The following is a 15,637-nucleotide window of genomic DNA, read 5'->3' as shown; positions in this document are numbered from 1 at the left end:
CCCGGACGGCCGTTCCCGGGCCGTTCTCAGGGGCCACTCGTCGTGGCTGGCCGCAGCATCGACCAGGTCCGGGGGCCCGCCGCGCGGCCGGTCGACCTCGGCGGTGACCCGGGAACCGGGGCGGGTGCGGAGCCGCACGTCCGACGCGAGCGAGGGCCCGGAGTCCGTCGCGGTCCACCCGGCCCGGCCCGTGCGGGACACCGACCTCGCGCAGCAGCAGCTCCTGGCCGGCGCCCGGGCGTCGCGGGTGCTCGACCGCATCGATCGTGTGACGGGTGAACGGGTGGTCGAGGAGCGCCGCGCAGAGCAGTTCCGCGGCGGCGGGGACGTCGGAGGCCGTGGCGATCCCGGCGGTGCGTGTCGTCGGCGGCGGACGTCGACGGCGGCACGCCGCGGACGAGCCGGTTCCGGCCCACTCTTCCGGGGCGGATCCGTCCGCCGGGGGGTGCGATCCCGGTGCCGGGAGTTCCCCCGGGTCAATACGACAGGGTGACGCGGTGACACGGCCGTGCGGAGGGTGCATCACGGAGCGTGTTCCGGGAAAAAGGTACGCGTCCGTTCGGGTCCACTGTGGTGACGATCCGTCGCGAACAGCGTCCGGAAGCGACGTTCACGCGGATTCCCGGCTGCCGGAAGAGAGCAATAACCTCGCGGGCAGTAATGCCCGTCGTCCGATAGTGGTAGAAAGTTCGTCGGATCGGGGATGGACCGGATAGCGTTCTGTGCATCGGCGGGGCTCCCGAACCCACGCCGAACACGCCGGTCCGACATCGGACCCCGTACACGACGGAGAAATAACTGTGCTGAAGAAGGCTGGAATCCTGACCGCCGGCGTCACCGCTGGTCTGCTCGCCATCTCCCCGCTCGCCTTCGCGGGTGACGGCGGCTGGGACAAGGGCCACGGGCACGGCCACGGCGGCGACCGCATCAACGCCGACCAGATCAACAACCTGGAGAAGGACCGCGTCAGCGGCGACCAGACCGGTCTGGTCAACGTCGGCGACGTCAACGCCCTCAACAACGCCAACGTGCTCAGCTGCTCGCTGAACAGCGCCGACGTCGCCGCCAGCGTCCTCGGCATCCTGGGTGGCCAGGCCACCAACGGTGAGGACGCCCCGAGCTTCAGCGACTGCTCGCAGGGCGACAGCCAGACCAACATCCAGGACTGAGTGCACCTGCACCACCGGGCACGATGACGGGACCGTCTTCCCGTCATCCGTGACCCTGCACTTCCGGAGATCCCCCGCTCTTCCGACCGGAGCGGGGGATATCCGCATTTCCGGGGACGACCGGAAAGGCGAATGGTGGACCCGGAATTCAGGGGTGGTGCGGCAGGACCACGTGCGAGGGGTGCTCGGAATCGTGCAGGATCTCGTAGGAGATCCGTTCCCCGCCGACCGCGGTCGCCGTCCGTTCACCGGTTCCCGGGTTGCGGGCGAAGCGCGGGAACGCCGCGCCGGCGACCTGCACCCGGAGCCGGTGCCCGGCCCGCACGCGGTACCCGGTCGGGCTCAGCGTCATCCGGACGACCGTCGTGCCGTCCGGGGCGGTGGCCTCGCGGTCGGGCACCAGCCGGTGCATCGCGTCGGTGATGTTCATCGAGGTCCCGTCGGGGCCGACGTCGCACAGGCGTACGAACACGTCGCCGATCCCCGTCCCGGTCCGCACGTAGACCACGGCCGACACCGGACCGAGCAGGTCCAGGTCGGACTCCAGCGGCGGGCCGGTCCAGACGCACACGTCGTCGCGGGCCTCGACGGCGCGGTTGTCCAGCTGCTTGGACGGCGGCTGGAGCATCGGGCCCCCGACCGTCGGTGTCGGGTCGGCGGGGTCGTAGACGAACCGTGACGGCGGGGGTGTCCCGGCCGGCCGGTCCGGGCCCAGCCCGCCGTCGGCGTCGAGGTACCACTCGGTCGGGCGGGCCTCCGGCGGCGGCCAGCACGGCAGGTCGGTCCAGCGGTCGGCGTGCTGCACGTACACCCGGACCGGCGCGCGCTCGTCGTGCTCGCCGCCGTGCAGGTGCACGCCCAGCCAGTGGACCATCTCGTGGGCGATGGTCGACAGTGAGCCGCGGTCGCCGTGGGTCCACGGGCCGATCGTGATCCGCGCCGTCGCCCCGCCCCGCTGCAGCGCGGTGAAGTCCACCAGCTGACGGTCCAGGAACAGGTCCCACCAGCCGGTCACCATGCAGACCGGCGGCATCGCGGCGGCGTCGAAACCGTCGTGCTCGGCGGGCGCCCAGAACTCGCGCGGCTGCTCGGCGTGCTCGACGAAGTCCCGCCAGAACACCACCGGCGCCCCGGTCAGCGCGACGTCCGCGGCCTGCAGCGGCTGGGAGGTCACCGCGCGGCGCTTGCGACGGCTGAACACCGGCGTCGCGAGGAAGCCGGTGACCGCGCCGATGCGCTCCTGGCGGCCGATCTGGTTCACCCAGGTCGCGAGGTTGAGCAGGCCGGGCGCGCCGCCCGGGTAGAAGGTGCTGGTGAACTCCGACGCGGTGATGTCGGCGTTCATCGAGCACAGACCCGGGTCGGCGTAGGGGGCGACCGCCCACTGGGTGTGCCCGACGTAGCTGGGGCCGACCATCGAGACGCGGCCGTCGCACCAGGTCTGCCCGCGCACCCAGGCGAGCGTGTCCAGACCGTCGGAGCTCTCGTGCAGGAACGGGCGGAACTGCCCGCCCGAGCCGAAGGTGCCCCGGGTGGACTGCACCAGCACCTGGAACCCGCGGCGCGCCAGCAGCGAACCGATGATCGACCCGAGGCCGTCGCGGCCGTAGGGGGTGCGCATCAGCACCGTCGGACGCGGCCGGAGCGGGCCGGGGGCCCGATAGAGGTCGGCGAGCAGGACGACACCGTCGGAGAGCGGGACCCGCAGGTCACGCTCGCGCACGTACGGCTCGTCGGCACCGAAGCCCAGCCTGCGGTCGACCAGTCGCTCCGTGAGCGCGGCCATGACACCTCCCCCTCGTCCGCCCCCTGCGGACAGGTCCGATCGTAGGAGAACCCGGTTGCCCCGACCGGGCGTGGCCGGTGACGGTGTCGACGTGACCGTCCCTCCCGTACTCACCGACGGGGTCGTGACCCTGCGCGCGCACACCGGATCCGACGTCCCCGGGATGCTCGAGGTGTACCGCGACCCCGACGTGCACCGCTGGACGTCGCTCGACCCGACCGCCGGGGAGGACCGGGCCCGGGAGTGGGTCGACCTCGCCCGTCGCCGGTGGGCCGCGGGCCGTCAGTACGTGTGGGCGGTGGAGGCCGCGTGCGACGGCCGCCCGCGCTACGCGGGCTCGATCGACCTGCGTCGCGACCCGCTGCCGTCGGTCGGCTACCTGCTCGCGCCGTGGGCGCGCGGACGGGGGCTCGCGAGCCGTGCGCTGCGGCTGGCCGCCGACTGGGGCTTCGACGTCGCCGGGTTCGCCGCGCTGCACTGGGACTGCCGTGCCGGGCACGTCGCGTCCTGGCGCGTGGCACACGCCTGCGGGTTCCGCTTCGAGGGTGTCCGCACCCGGGCGCTGCGGGCCGGCGACGACCTCGTCGACGCCTGGACCGCCGTGCTGCTGCCCGGCACACCCGTCGCCGAGCGGGCCCCGGCGACGACGTGGTGGCCGCACCCGGTGCTCGACGGCGACGGCGTCCGGCTCCGCCCGCCCACCGGGGCCGACCTCACCCGGCACGTCGAGGCGTGCAACGACCCCCTCGCCCGCTGGTGGAGCGCGACCCTCCCGGTGCCCTACACCGACGACGACGCCCGACGCTGGCTGCGCGACCACCCGCTGGAACGCTCCCTGGGCTCCGGTGTCGGCTGGGTGATCGCCGACCCGGACGACGACCGCTACCTCGGCACCGTCTCGGTGTTCGGCACCGACCGGGCCTACACCCCGACCGGCGGTGAGGTCGGCTACCGCGCCCACCCCGACGCCCGCGGCCGCGGCGCGGTGTCCGCCGCGGTCCGCCGGGTCGTGCGGCACGCGTTCACCCCGGTCGCCGACGGCGGGATGGGCCGGCACCGGCTGCAGCTCGGCGCCGCGGCGGACAACACCGCCAGCCGCCGCGTCGCCGAGCGCGCCGGGTTCCGGCTGTGGGGCCGCCCGCGGGCCGACGGCGTGCACGGCACGGAGAACGAGATCGTCGACGACGGCGTCTGGTACGACCTCCTCGCCACCGACCCGCTCCCGCCGCCCACCGGAACTGTCGGGGGTGCCCCGTAGCCTGCCCGCCGTGCGGATCATGCGGATGTCCTGTTGCGGTACCGAGTGGGTGGGACCGGACCGGGCGCACTGCTGCCGCCGGTTCGGGGGCTGCGGGGCCGTCTTCGACGACGCGCAGCTGTGGGACGCCCACCGCCCCCGCGGGGTGTGCGTGACCGACCCGCGCGAGCTCGGCCTCGTCGCCACGCGCAACGGGATCTGGCAGCGGGCGCTCGACGCGGCGGGCTGACCCGACGCAGTAGGCGCGCGACACGGCGGGCCGACCCGACGCAGCGGGCGCTCGACACGGCGGGCCGTGTCGACACGGCGGGCCGCGTCGACACGGGGGGCCGAGGAGGACCGGGGTCAGGGCGGCTCGCGGGTGATGCCGCGGAACACCGCCTCGTCCCGGCCGGGGTTGCGGACCCGGACCAGGTTCAGCCCGGTGAACCACAGCACCGACCCGGTACCGAAGGTCCGGCTCCCGCCCGCGGCGCAGCACAGCTCGATCTGCCCGGCGTCGACCACGACGACGGCGCCCCGCCACTCGTCCTCGACGTGCGGGCGGACCTCGCCGGGGGCGAGCACGACGGTGCGGGTCCGCACCCGCGACGGCGCGTCGTCGCGCATGGGCCACCCCCCGGGTCCGGTACGGGGCACGGTGCCCACACCGGTTCCGACCGCCCGGCCGCGCCGAAGTCATCGGCGCACGGGTGGGAGGGGCTCAGGCCGCGGCGGCCGGGGCCGTCGCGGACAGCACCGTCTCGTAGCCGATCCGGGCCGCGGCGGCGACCCGCCCGGGGTCGGTGGACAGGCCGTGGACGCCGGCGGGGGAGTGCGGACTCAGCGTCAGCAGGTGCGCCCCGGCCCGGTCCGGGTGCGCGGCGTCGGCGAGCAGCGGCAGGCACTCGCCGTGCCGGGCGGCGTCCTGCGCCATCCGGCCCAGGCCCGGTGCGAGCCGGTCCAGCGAGCGGGCCCACAGCGGGGTGCGGGCGTCCGGCGGGGTGCCGGTGAGGTCGTCGGCGGTGCGCGTGAGCAGGGCCAGGACGTGCGTGGCGCCGTCGCGCAGGGCCCGTGCGACCGGGAGCGGGTCGCCGACCGAGCCGTCGATGAAGTCCTCGGCGTCCTCGCCCGAGCCGACCCGTACCGGGGGGCCCGCCAGCAGCGGGATCGCCGCCGTCGCCCGCATTGCGGCCCTCCACGTGGCCCCGTCGGGCAGCGCGGTCAGCACCCGCGGACGCAGGTCGACCGCACCGGTGACCACGACGTTCAGCGGGACCGGCGGGTCCACCAGCCGCGACCAGTCGGTGGGGAGGGAGTCGACCAGGATCCGGTCGAACAGGTGGTCCAGCGACACCATCGGGCGACGGGTGCCGAACCGGCGCGGGTCGATGAACTCGCGGCAGGCCATGTCCCGTTCGAACACCCGGGACACCTCGGCTCCGTGCCCCATGACCAGCGCCGTCCCGACGAACGCCCCGGCCGAGCTGCCCCACACCTCGTCGACGCCGGCGGCGAGCCCGAGGTCGGACAGCGCGTGCACCATCCCGGCCGCGTAGGAGCCGCGCATCCCGCCCCCGCCGACGACCAGCGCGATCCGTGCCCCGTCGGCGTGCAGGCCGGGGCGGCGCCCGGTGTCGCGGCGGCGCTCGAGCAGGCGCAGGACCTCGGCGTCGCCGTGCGCGGCGGAGGTGAGGAGGGCGGGGGGCACGCCCCCATCATGGAGGTCCGCGGCCCGGCGGCGGCGGCGACCCGGTGTCCGGGGACCGCTCACGAGCCACCGACCGCGGGCCGTCCACCGCCCGGCGCCTCCCGGGTCGGGTGCCTCGCCTGCCAACTAGTACGTTCGCGCGACCAGCGCCGACGCCCTCGCGGAGGCCCGCTGGAGGGGGGAAGGACACCGTGACGCAACGACGCCGCCCGCGGTTGCAGGCGCTCGAGGCGACGTCACTGCCCGCGGCACACGCCAGGGCCCGCGACGCCCGTCGCCGCCATCCGGTGGTCGGGGACCACGCCGCCGCCGTCGTCGCGGACGACCTCGACCTGGGCTCGGCGCCCGGGCGGGCCGACACGCTCTCCACGCTGCTGCGGGTCGCCGTCCTCGACGAGTGGGTGCGCGGGTTCGCACGACGGCACCCGGGCGGGACCGTCGTCGAGCTGGGACCGGGGCTGGGTGACCGCGCGGGACGGCTCGGCGACGACGGCCCGGCGCACTGGGTCGACGTCGAGCTGCCCGGGGTGGCCGAGCTGCGCCGCGAGCTGCTGGCGGGCCCGGCGCACCTGGTGGCCGGGTCCGCGCTCGACGAGGACTGGCTGGAGCTGGCTCGCGACCTGCCGGGCCCGCACCTGGTCGTCTCCGACCGGGTGCTGACGCTGCTGCCCGAGCAGGGCGTGCAGCGGATCGTGTTCACCGCCGCGCGGATGCTCCCGGGCGCCGAGCTCGTCACCGACCTGCTGTCCCGGGGCGCGGCCGGGCGGCTCGCCGCGGGCCCGCTGCGCGAGCTGGACGTCGACTGGACCTGCGAGGACCCGCGCGAGCTGGAGCCGTGGGGGCTGCGCCTGGCCGCCTCCTGCGACGCCGCGTCCCCACCCGCCGAGGTCGCGGCCCGGCTGCCGCGGGCGTCGCGGGCACTGGCGGCGGCGCTGCGGGCGACCGCGCTGCGCGGCGAGCGCCTGGCCCGCTACGAGATCGTGCCGGTCTGAGCCGCTCGGGTCCGCGTCGCTCCGGCCCGGCCGCGCCGTGGCCCGCCCGGGCTCCCCGTTCGGACCGGCCACGACGCGTGGGCGGGCACCGGCCCCCGCCGGCGTCCGCGCGCCCCGCAGGGCACTCCCGGTAGTACGAGCGGGCGTCCGCGGGGTGACGCGCGGGGCCGCAGGATCGTCAGAACTGTGGACGCGGCCCGCGGGTAGGGTCGTGATCGTGACCTCCCCGACCTTCGGCACGCTCGAGGCGGACCCGGCGGAGGTCGGCCTCGACCCCGCCCGGCTGGCCCGGATCGACAGCCACTTCCGCCGCTACGTCGACGACGGCCGCCTCGCCGGCGCGACGATCGCCGTCGCCCGGCACGACCGGCTCGCGCACCTGACCCACCTCGGCGTCCGCGACCTCGACTCCGCCGCCCCGGTGACCGACGACACGCTCTGGCGCATCTACTCGATGACCAAGCCGATCACCTCGGTCGCGGTCCTGATGCTCGCCGAGCGGGGCGCCCTGGAGCTCACCGACCCGGTGTCGCGCTACATCCCGGCGTTCGCCGAGCAGCGCGTCTACCGCGGTGGCTCGGCGCTCAACCCGGGGACCGACGCGGCCGTCGAGCCGATGCGGGTGCACCACCTGCTGACCCACACCGCGGGTCTGACCTACGGCTTCCACCACGCCCACCCCGTCGACGAGATGTACCGCTCCAAGGGCTTCGAGTTCGGCGCCCCGTCCGGGATGGACCTCGCGGCCGCGAGCGAGCACTTCGCGTCGTTCCCGCTGCTGTTCCAGCCGGGCACGGAGTGGAACTACTCGGTGGCCACCGACGTGCTCGGCCGGGTCGTCGAGGTCGCGTCCGGGCGCCGGCTCGACGAGTTCCTCCGCGAGGAGATCACCGGCCCGCTCGGGATGACCGACACCGCGTTCTGGGTGCCGGAGGGGTCCGCGCAGGCCGGCAGGCTCGCGACGCTCTACAACGCCCGCCCCGGCGGCGGCCTGGTCGAGAACAAGGCGCTCGCCCGGTCCGCGACCCGCGAGCCCACCTTCCTCTCCGGCGGCGGCGGACTGCTGTCCACCACCGGCGACTACCTGCGGTTCGCCCGGATGCTCGCCCGCGGCGGCGAGCTCGACGGCGCCCGCATCCTCGGCCCGCGCACCCTGGCCCGGGCCACCCGCAACCACCTGCCCGGCGGCGCCGACCTCGACACCGTCGGGCGGCCCATCTTCTCCGAGTCGGCGTTCGCCGGTGTCGGCTTCGGGCTCGGCTTCTCCGTCGTCGTCGACGGGGCGGCGACGAAGGGCTTCGCCAACGAGGGCACCTTCGCCTGGGGCGGGCTGGCCTCCACCGCGTTCTGGGTGGACCCCGTCGACGACCTGGTGGTCGTCTTCATGACCCAGCTCGTCCCCTCCAGCACCTACCCGATCCGATCCCAGCTCCAGACGCTGGTCCAGCAGGCGGTGACCGACCGATGACCCCACCGAGCCCCGTGCTCACCTTCACCATCCGCACGCTCGTCGTCGCCGCCTCGTTGTGGGTGGCGACGGTGCTGGTCGGCGGCATCCGGCTGGAGGCCGCCGGCACCTCCACCTCGATCCTCACGCTGATCGGCGTGGCCCTGGTGTTCGGCCTGGTCAACGCCGTGGTCAAGCCGATCGTGGCGACGCTGGGCTGCCCGCTCTACATCCTCACGCTGGGCCTGTTCGCGCTCGTGGTGAACGCGCTCATGTTCCTGCTGACGGGCTGGCTGTCCTCGGTGCTGAACCTGCCGTTCACCGTCGACGGGTTCTGGGCGGCGTTCTGGGGCGCGATCGTCGTCGGGATCGTGTCGTTCTTCCTGCACCTGGTGATCCCGGACCGGCTCGACAACCGCTGAGGCGACCCGGCCGGGCTCAGACCGGCCAGGTCTCCCGGCGGTACGCGCCGTCCCAGAACATCCACTCGTAGCGCGAGGTCGTCGTGAAGTGCTCGCGCATGCGGGCGAGCTCGGCCGTCGACGCGGCGGCGCCGACCCGGTCGGTCGCGTCCAGCACGGCCTCGACGACGGCGTGGTACTCCTCGCCCGCGTACATGTCGATCCAGCGCTGGTAGACCGGGTCGGGGGAGCCTGCGCCGACCAGGTGCTCGCCGACCCGGCCGTAGATCCAGTAGCAGGGCAGCACCGCGGCGACGCCCTCGGCGTAGGACCCGCCGTACGCGGCCGCCAGCAGGTAGCTGACGTAGGCGCGGGTGGCCGGGGCGACCGGCAGCTCGCGGGCCTGCTCCGAGGTGAGGCCGAGCGCGCCGAGCAGGTCGGCGTGCAGCTCCCGCTCGGCGGCGATCGCGCCGGCGGCGTGCTCGGCGAACATGAGGGTGTCGTCGTCGGTCGGGGCCTTCGCCGCGCACACGGCGAGCGCGGTGGCGTAGCCGCGCAGGTAGTGCGCGTCCTGGACGATGTAGTGCCGGAACGTCTCGTGCGGCAACGAGCCGTCGGTCAGCCCGGTGACGAACGGGTGGGCGAGGATCGCCCCGTACAGGGTGTCGACGTCGGACCAGAGCAGGTCCCGGGTGCGGTCGGCCATGCGGGCACGGTATCCACCGGGGCCCGGGCGGTCGTGTGATCGACCCCGCAACGCCGGCGTGACCGGCGGGGAACACCCCGGTGACACGGCGCCTGAGATCCTGCGCACGTCGCCTGGTCCTGCGGCGTGGGGGTGTCACGATGGAACGCAGGCGAGCCACTCAGTGTGGAGGACGCGCCACGTCCAGTCCCCCTGACGTGGAGGTGAGGGTATGAGCGACCCGCAACCCATGGATCACCACGAGAAGATGCGGATCCGCGCGGCCGCGTTCCGTGCGACCCGGATCTACCCCGGCCCGGTCGGCGAGCTGATCTCGCGTGAGCTGCTCGGCTGGGAGGACTTCGGGTACCGCCTCGGCGGGAACCGCATGGTCCTGGACCTGGTCGACCACGTCATGAAGGCGGTGCCGCCGGACCGGGCGGCGCGCTCCGACGCGGCCTGACCCCGCTCAGCGCAGGGTCGTCACGGCCACCTCGGCGGCCGCACCGCTCGGCGGGGTGCCGTCGGCGAGCCCGGCCAGCGCGGCGGACAGGACCAGCATCGCCGCGATCGTGGTGATGCTTCCGACCCAGCCCAGGACGTCCAGGGTGCGTGCGACGGCCGACGGCCCGCCGGTGCGTCCGGCGCCGTCCCGTTCCGGGGCGACGGGGCCCCGCGCCGGGGTGCCGCCGAGCGGCCGGGCCGGGGTGCCGGTGCGGCGGGGCTCCGGGACGGAGCCGCCGGCCGGACGCGGTGCGGGGACGGTGCGGTGCTGCGCCGCCGGGCCCGGACGCGACGCCGACGACCCGGGCGACGCCGGTCGCGGTGCGGGGATGCCCGGCGCCAGCGGCGAGGTCGACCGCGGACGCTCCCGGCGAGGCGCCGGCAGGTCGACGTGGTCCTCGCGACGGCGGTGCCGCCCCTCGACCCGGTCCGCACGACCGGTCCCACCGGCCCGCGGTGCGGGGACCGACGGGGAGGCGGGGACGGCGCCCAGGGGGCGGCGCGGGCTGGGGATGTGGACGGCGGGCGCGGACATGACGATCACCACGATCTCGGGGGAGTCGATACGGGGTTCTTCGGGATCCGGTGCGCGCCGCCGGCTCCTGCTTCCACCCGTCTGTCGTGTCGTACGACCAGCCTGTTATCCGGTCATCCCCTACGCCAACCGTAGGAGTGACTACTCCACCCATCGGACGTACTCGTCCACCCGTGCAGCGCCCGTTCCCTCACACAGAGTGGTTGATCGTCACTCCTTCGCCACGTCCGGGGACAGGGCCGGCAGCTGCTCGCGGAGGTCCCGCTTGAGCACCTTCCCCGCCGCCGAGACCGGGATCGCCCCGACGAGGTGCACCTCCCGCAGCCGCTGGTAGGGCAGCAGGCGCTCGTTCAGCCCGCCGACGGCGGCGCGGACCGCGGCCCCGTCGGCGCCGGGCACGGTGGTCAGGAACGCGACCGGGTGCTCGCCGTCGACCCCCACCGGGCGCCCGACGACGGCCGCACCGGTCACGCCCGGCAGCGCCAGCAGCCGCTCCTCCAGGTCGCGCGGGTACACGTTGTAGCCCTTGTGGAGCAGCATGTCCTTGAGCCGGTCCACGATGCGCAGGTAGCCGTCGCCGTCGAGGACGCCGACGTCGCCGGTGTGCAGCCACCCGTCGCCGTCGAAGGCGGCCGCGGTCTCGGCCGGGCGCCGGTGGTAGCCGCCGGTGACCTGCGGCCCGCGGATCCACACCTCGCCCTCGGCGCCGGCGTCGAGCTCCTCGCCGTCCGGTCCGGAGATGCGGATCTCGGTGCCCGCGATCGGCAGCCCGACGGTGCCCGGGCGCCGGTCCGCGGACCGGGCGGCGGGACCGAGGGTGGCGGCCATCGTGACCTCGGTCAGGCCGTAGCCCTCGGAGATGACCAGGTCCTCGCCGAACCAGTCGCGCAGCGCCCGGATGATCTCGACCGGCAGCGGTGCCGCGCCCGAGGTCAGCGACCGCACCGAGGACAGGTCCCCGGCGGCCTCGCGGTGGGCGAGCAGCGCCGCGTACACCGGTGGCGCGCCGGACAGCGAGGTGACGGCGAACCGGGTGGCGTCGGCCAGGTAGGCGCGCGGGTCGAAGCGGGCGTGCACGATCGTCGTCGTCCCGGTGAGCAGCGGGACGTTGAGCCCGCCGATCGTGCCCATGGCGTGGAACCAGGGGGCGATGCCGATCGCCCGCCCGGTGCCGATCGGGGTCGGGAACTCCGACGCCGGACCGGGGTCGGCCAGGACGACGCCGGGCCCGTGCACGGTGGCGGTCACGTCCGGCCGGGCGCCGGTGCCCCAGCAGGCGGCCTGCAGCGCGTTGGTGAGCACGTGCCGGTGGGTGACCCGCACACCCTTGGACCGGCCGGTGGTACCGCCGGTGTAGGCCAGGTGGGCGAGGTCGCGGTCCGGGTCCACCTCCAGGTCGGTGCCCGGCGGGGTGGCCGGCCTGCCGTCGAGGTGCGCGGAGAACCCGGTCACCTCCGGGGGCAGCTGCTCCGGGTCGCCGTGGGCACCGGTGACGAGCACGCGCTTCAGCGACGTCGCCGGCCGCGCGGCGAGCACCGCGGGCAGCGCCGCCTCCCAGCTGACGACGACGGCCGCCCCCGCGTCCGCGAGCTGCGCGCCCAGGTCGTCCGGGGCGAGCAGTGGGTTCGCCGGGGTGACGGTCGCCCCGGCCAGCAGCGTCCCCCAGTAGCCGATCGCGTACTGCGGGCAGTTCGGCAGGTGCAGCGCGACGACGTCGCCGCGGCCGACCCCGTCGGCGTGCAGCGCATGCGCGAACGCCGAGGCGCGGGCCAGCAGTCCGTGGAAGGTGACCTCGTGCCCGGCCTGGTGCAGGACCGTCGCGTCGCCGAACCGGTCGGCCGCGCCGCGGAGCGTCGCGGACGCGGGCAGGGCGGGCACGTCCAGGTCCGGGGCGGGCGAACGGACGATCATGCGGTCACCCCCGCCCCGCTACCGGTCCGGGACGACGGGACGACCCCGTGGACGACCATGCGACCTCCATCGGTCTGCCGGTGACGTGCGGCACGACCGACCCTAGGCACGGCGGGTGGCACACGTCACGGCCCGCACGGGCCTGGTCCGGTCCGGAGGGGACAGACCGGCGGGCCCCGGCCCTCAGTCGCGGGGGCTGAGCAGACCCCGGGAGTGCGCGAGGGCGACCGCCTCGGCGCGGCCGGAGGCGCCGAGCTTCGCCATCGCCCGGGACAGGTGCACGCTCACGGTCTTCTCGGAGATGAACAGCCGCTCGCCGACGGCCCGGTTGGTCAGCCCGTGCGCGACCAGCTCCAGCACCGCGTGCTCGCGCGGGGTGAGCGGCGAACCACCCGCGCCCGACGGCGGTGCGGGCCGGGGACCGCCGTCGCCGGCCCGCAGCCGCAGCGCGGCGACGGCCCCGGCGAGCGGGCGCGCCCCGAGCCGGTCGGCCCCGGTCGCGGCGACGGCCAGGTCCTCCGCGGCGGCGCGGCGGTCGGCCTCGCCGTCGGTGCCGGGGCCACCGCGGTGCGCCCGCCCGAGCAGGGCCTCGGCCCGCCGCCACCGGGCCTCCGCGGCGCGGTAGCCGTCGCCGTACCCGGCGAAGGTCTCCACGACGGCGTCCCAGACCTGTGGTGCCGCCTCGCCGTGGGCCCGGGCAGCCTCGGCGCGGGCCCGGGCCAGCCACGCCCGGCCCTCCGGCCCGACGGCGGTCCCGCGGGGCAGGCCGCGCTCGGCGGTGAGCGCGGCCTCGTCGGCGAGGCCGGCCGCCGCCCCGGCGTGCGCCTCGGCCCCCGCCGGGTCGCCCGCGGTGCGGGCGGCCTCCGCGAGGTCGGCACGGGCCGCGGCGCCCAGTGCGCACAGCGCCAGCTCGCCGAGGTGGTGCGGGTACTCCGCCCGCAGCACCCCGAGCGCGGTGGCGACGCGGTCCACGGCCAGGGCCGGGTCGCCCCGCCAGCGCGCCGACTCGGCCCCGACGACGCCCTGCAGCAGCGCGGCCTGGTCGTGCACCGGTGGCTCGGTGGCCAGCAGGGAGAGCAGCTCCTCGGCGCCGTCGAGGTCGCCGCGGGCCACGCCGACCAGCGCCCCCGCCACCGCCAGCTGCCCGGTGACGCGCAGCGGCAGCGTGGGGTCGACGTCCGCGGCGGTCCGGACGGCGGCGTCCCACTCCCCGCGCTGGACGTCGACGCGGACCTGCGCGATCCGGAACTCCAGGCCGTACCGGCCCCGGAGCAGGCCGTACGCGGCGGCCCGCCGGGCTCCCTCGGCGAGCTCGTCCGCGGCGGCGTCGAGCAGGCCGTCCTCGATGAACGACACCCCGCGGTTCCACACCGTCCGCAGCTCGACGACCCGGTTCCCCGACGCGGCGGCCAGCGAGGACGCCCCGGCGAGCCGGTCCCGGGCCGCCTGCGGGTCCCCCTCCATCCGGGCGCAGAAGGCCAGGGTGATCAGCGCGTCCGCGCAGACCGCGCTGAGGTCGCGGTAGGCGGCCGACCCCTCCGCCGGTGGCGCGATGTCGTGGACGGCACGGGCCGCCGCGAGCGACGCGCGGGCGTGTGACCAGGCGGGCTCGGCGTGGTCGGCGTTGAGGTGTGCCCGCGCGAGCACGGCGTGCGCCCAGGCGAGCTCCGTGCCGGGCGGGCCGGCGGTCAGCAGCTCGACGGCCTCGGTGGCCGCTGCCACCGCCGCGTCCACCCGGGACCCGCTGTCGAGCAGCCGCATCGCGTAGTGCCGCCGCGCCCCGGCCCTGGCCCGCGGATCCTCGCCGAGGTCGGCGACCCGGACCGCGCGGGCCCCGAGGGCGATGCCCCGTTCCTGGTCGCCCGAGGCGCTCGCCGCCCAGGCCGCCTCCCGGGTCAGCGCGCTCTCGGTGACCCCGGTGAGCCGCTCGGGGTCCTCGACGGCGGACCACAGCTCCAGGGCCCGCTCGGCGTGGGCCAGCATCTCGGCCGGGCCGTGCCTACGGTGGGCCTCCTCGGCGGCGCGCACCGACGCCGCGAGCGCCTGCGGCAGGTCGTGGGCGGCCAGCGCGTGCCGGGCGAGCGCGGCGGCCACCCCGGGGTCGCCGGCCCGGCGGGCGAGCAGCGCGGTGAGCCGGGCGTGCAGCCGGACCCGCTCGCCCGGGAGCAGGTCGTCGTGCACGGCCTCGCGGAGCAGGGCGTGCCGGAAGGCGTAGGACTCCGCGCCGGGCGCCGGGTCCGGGACGAGCAGGTGGTGCGACACCGCCTCCCGCAGCCCCGCCTCCAGGTCGGCCGCGGACAGCTCGGCCGCGTCGCGCAGCAGGTCGTGGGGGATGCTCCGCTCGGCCAGCGAGGCCACCCGCAGCACCTCGCGCGCCGGTCCGCCGAGCCGGTCCAGCCGGGTGAGCAAAACGTCGGCCAGGCCGCCCGGCAGGCCGTCGGACCCCGCCGCGACCAGCTCCTCGGCGTAGAAGGCGTTCCCCTCGCTGCGGGCGGCGATCCGGCGCAGGGTGGTCTCGTCGACAGCCCCGGTGGCCGCCCGGGCCCGGACCAGGGCCAGTACGGCGTCGGGCGTGAGCGGGCCCAGCTCGACCCGGCGGACGGCGGGCAGCCGGATGAGCTCGGCCAGCGACGCACGCAGCGGGTGCCTGCGGTGCAGGTCGTCGGAGCGGTAGGTGCCCAGCACCAGCAGCCGCTGCGAGCCCAGCCGGGCGAGCAGGAACGCGAGCAGCTCGCGGGTGGAGCGGTCCGCCCAGTGCAGGTCCTCCAGCACGACCAGCAGCGGCGCCGTCGCGGCCGCGTCGCGCACGGCACCGGCCACCGCGTCGAACACCTGCAGGCGCCCGGAGTCCCCGTCGCCCGCCGCGGGACGGGGTGCCTCCGCCGCGCCGGGCAGCAGCCCGTGCAGCACCGGCCGCAGCGCGGTGCCCGCCCGGGCCAGCGCGTCGAGCACCTCGGAGAAGGGAAGGTAGGGGAGTGCGGCGCCGCCCGCGTCGAGACACCGCCCGACGACGACCTGCGCGCCCGCCCCCGCGGCGGCCCGGCCGAGTGCGGTGGCGAGCCGGGACTTGCCGATCCCCGCCTCCCCGGCGAGCAGCACGGCGCGGGCCCGCCCGGCCCGGGCGGCGTCGAGGTCGCGGAGCAGACCGGCGAGCTCGTCCGCGCGGCCCACCAGCTCGTCCGAGTCCGGGCCGGTCGCGCCGTCCCCGTGGGTCGCTCCCGCCGTCATGGAGCGCATCGTGGCACGGGCCACCGACACC

At 76.2% G+C, this 15,637-nt stretch carries 14 protein-coding genes; 7 read left to right on the top strand and 7 right to left on the bottom strand.

Annotation, left to right across the window (positions count from 1 at the left end):
- Positions 1-800 precede the first annotated feature (800 nt).
- A complete protein-coding gene (locus ND486_RS24040) occupies positions 801-1,169 on the top strand; it encodes a hypothetical protein (RefSeq protein WP_251786709.1) in 369 nt (122 codons plus the stop codon).
- Between the two features lie 148 nt (positions 1,170-1,317).
- Here ND486_RS24040 and ND486_RS24035 read toward each other — a convergent pair whose 3' ends face one another.
- Positions 1,318-2,955 (bottom strand): CocE/NonD family hydrolase, encoded by a 1,638-nt coding sequence (locus ND486_RS24035; protein WP_251786708.1) that lies wholly within the window; start codon positions 2,953-2,955, stop codon positions 1,318-1,320.
- Between the two features lie 91 nt (positions 2,956-3,046).
- Between ND486_RS24035 and ND486_RS24030 the strand changes: the two genes are divergently transcribed.
- Positions 3,047-4,213, top strand: coding sequence for a GNAT family N-acetyltransferase (locus ND486_RS24030; protein ID WP_251786707.1), 1,167 nt, complete (start codon positions 3,047-3,049; stop codon positions 4,211-4,213).
- A gap of 19 nt (positions 4,214-4,232) precedes the next feature.
- Complete coding sequence (locus tag ND486_RS24025; RefSeq protein ID WP_251786790.1) at positions 4,233-4,442, top strand: hypothetical protein; 210 nt, start codon at positions 4,233-4,235, stop codon at positions 4,440-4,442.
- A 116-nt stretch (positions 4,443-4,558) separates the two neighbouring features.
- Here the strand turns inward: ND486_RS24025 and ND486_RS24020 are convergent, their stop codons facing one another.
- Complete coding sequence (locus ND486_RS24020) at positions 4,559-4,822, bottom strand: hypothetical protein (protein ID WP_208818983.1); 264 nt, start codon at positions 4,820-4,822, stop codon at positions 4,559-4,561.
- 94 nt (positions 4,823-4,916) lie between these two features.
- The gene (locus ND486_RS24015; protein ID WP_251786706.1) at positions 4,917-5,903 is read right to left on the bottom strand and encodes a patatin-like phospholipase family protein; all 987 of its coding nucleotides are present in this window, start codon (positions 5,901-5,903) and stop codon (positions 4,917-4,919) included.
- 191 nt (positions 5,904-6,094) lie between these two features.
- On the opposite strand from ND486_RS24015, the gene ND486_RS24010 reads away from it, so the two are divergent.
- From ND486_RS24010 to ND486_RS24000, 3 genes are all read left to right on the top strand, one after another.
- Positions 6,095-6,895, top strand: coding sequence for a hypothetical protein (locus ND486_RS24010; RefSeq protein WP_251786705.1), 801 nt, complete (start codon positions 6,095-6,097; stop codon positions 6,893-6,895).
- Between the two features lie 217 nt (positions 6,896-7,112).
- Positions 7,113-8,363 carry a serine hydrolase domain-containing protein gene (locus ND486_RS24005; protein WP_226353868.1) on the top strand — a complete coding sequence of 417 codons (1,251 nt, stop codon included), beginning with the start codon at positions 7,113-7,115 and terminating at the stop codon, positions 8,361-8,363.
- Positions 8,360-8,764 carry a phage holin family protein gene (locus ND486_RS24000; protein ID WP_224401400.1) on the top strand — a complete coding sequence of 135 codons (405 nt, stop codon included), beginning with the start codon at positions 8,360-8,362 and terminating at the stop codon, positions 8,762-8,764. Before ND486_RS24005 ends, ND486_RS24000 begins: the two co-directional genes overlap by 4 nt.
- A 16-nt stretch (positions 8,765-8,780) precedes the next feature.
- On the opposite strand, the gene tenA is transcribed toward ND486_RS24000, so the two are convergent.
- Positions 8,781-9,449, bottom strand: a complete 669-nt coding sequence (tenA, locus tag ND486_RS23995) for a thiaminase II (RefSeq protein WP_208818986.1) — start codon at positions 9,447-9,449, stop codon at positions 8,781-8,783.
- Between the two features lie 211 nt (positions 9,450-9,660).
- Between tenA and ND486_RS23990 the strand changes: the two genes are divergently transcribed.
- The gene (locus ND486_RS23990) at positions 9,661-9,891 is read left to right on the top strand and encodes a hypothetical protein (RefSeq protein ID WP_224401401.1); all 231 of its coding nucleotides are present in this window, start codon (positions 9,661-9,663) and stop codon (positions 9,889-9,891) included.
- Positions 9,892-9,897: 6 nt separating this feature from the next.
- Here the strand turns inward: ND486_RS23990 and ND486_RS23985 are convergent, their stop codons facing one another.
- From ND486_RS23985 to ND486_RS29350, 3 genes are all read right to left on the bottom strand, one after another.
- A complete protein-coding gene (locus tag ND486_RS23985; protein WP_251786704.1) occupies positions 9,898-10,467 on the bottom strand; it encodes a hypothetical protein in 570 nt (189 codons plus the stop codon).
- Positions 10,468-10,677: 210 nt separating this feature from the next.
- The gene (locus ND486_RS23980) at positions 10,678-12,378 is read right to left on the bottom strand and encodes a class I adenylate-forming enzyme family protein (protein ID WP_251786703.1); all 1,701 of its coding nucleotides are present in this window, start codon (positions 12,376-12,378) and stop codon (positions 10,678-10,680) included.
- 183 nt (positions 12,379-12,561) lie between these two features.
- The gene (locus tag ND486_RS29350; RefSeq protein WP_285899222.1) at positions 12,562-15,606 is read right to left on the bottom strand and encodes a LuxR family transcriptional regulator; all 3,045 of its coding nucleotides are present in this window, start codon (positions 15,604-15,606) and stop codon (positions 12,562-12,564) included.
- Positions 15,607-15,637 lie beyond the last annotated feature (31 nt).

The sequence above is a fragment of the Pseudonocardia sp. DR1-2 genome (genome assembly GCF_023717215.1).
GTDB lineage: Bacteria > Actinomycetota > Actinomycetes > Mycobacteriales > Pseudonocardiaceae > Pseudonocardia > Pseudonocardia alni.
The sequence above is the reverse complement of the archived record's forward strand: the minus strand, read 5'-3'. Positions and strand labels throughout refer to the sequence as shown.

Coding starts and splice junctions, on each gene's coding strand:
- ND486_RS24035 (WP_251786708.1), bottom strand. CDS start 2,955: ATGGCCGCGCTCACGGAGCGACTGGTCGACCGCAGGCTGGGCTTCGGT.
- ND486_RS24025 (WP_251786790.1), top strand. CDS start 4,233: ATGCGGATGTCCTGTTGCGGTACCGAGTGGGTGGGACCGGACCGGGCG.
- ND486_RS24020 (WP_208818983.1), bottom strand. CDS start 4,822: ATGCGCGACGACGCGCCGTCGCGGGTGCGGACCCGCACCGTCGTGCTC.
- ND486_RS24000 (WP_224401400.1), top strand. CDS start 8,360: ATGACCCCACCGAGCCCCGTGCTCACCTTCACCATCCGCACGCTCGTC.
- tenA (WP_208818986.1), bottom strand. CDS start 9,449: ATGGCCGACCGCACCCGGGACCTGCTCTGGTCCGACGTCGACACCCTG.
- ND486_RS23990 (WP_224401401.1), top strand. CDS start 9,661: ATGAGCGACCCGCAACCCATGGATCACCACGAGAAGATGCGGATCCGC.
- ND486_RS23985 (WP_251786704.1), bottom strand. CDS start 10,467: ATGTCCGCGCCCGCCGTCCACATCCCCAGCCCGCGCCGCCCCCTGGGC.
- ND486_RS23980 (WP_251786703.1), bottom strand. CDS start 12,378: ATGATCGTCCGTTCGCCCGCCCCGGACCTGGACGTGCCCGCCCTGCCC.
- ND486_RS29350 (WP_285899222.1), bottom strand. CDS start 15,606: ATGACGGCGGGAGCGACCCACGGGGACGGCGCGACCGGCCCGGACTCG.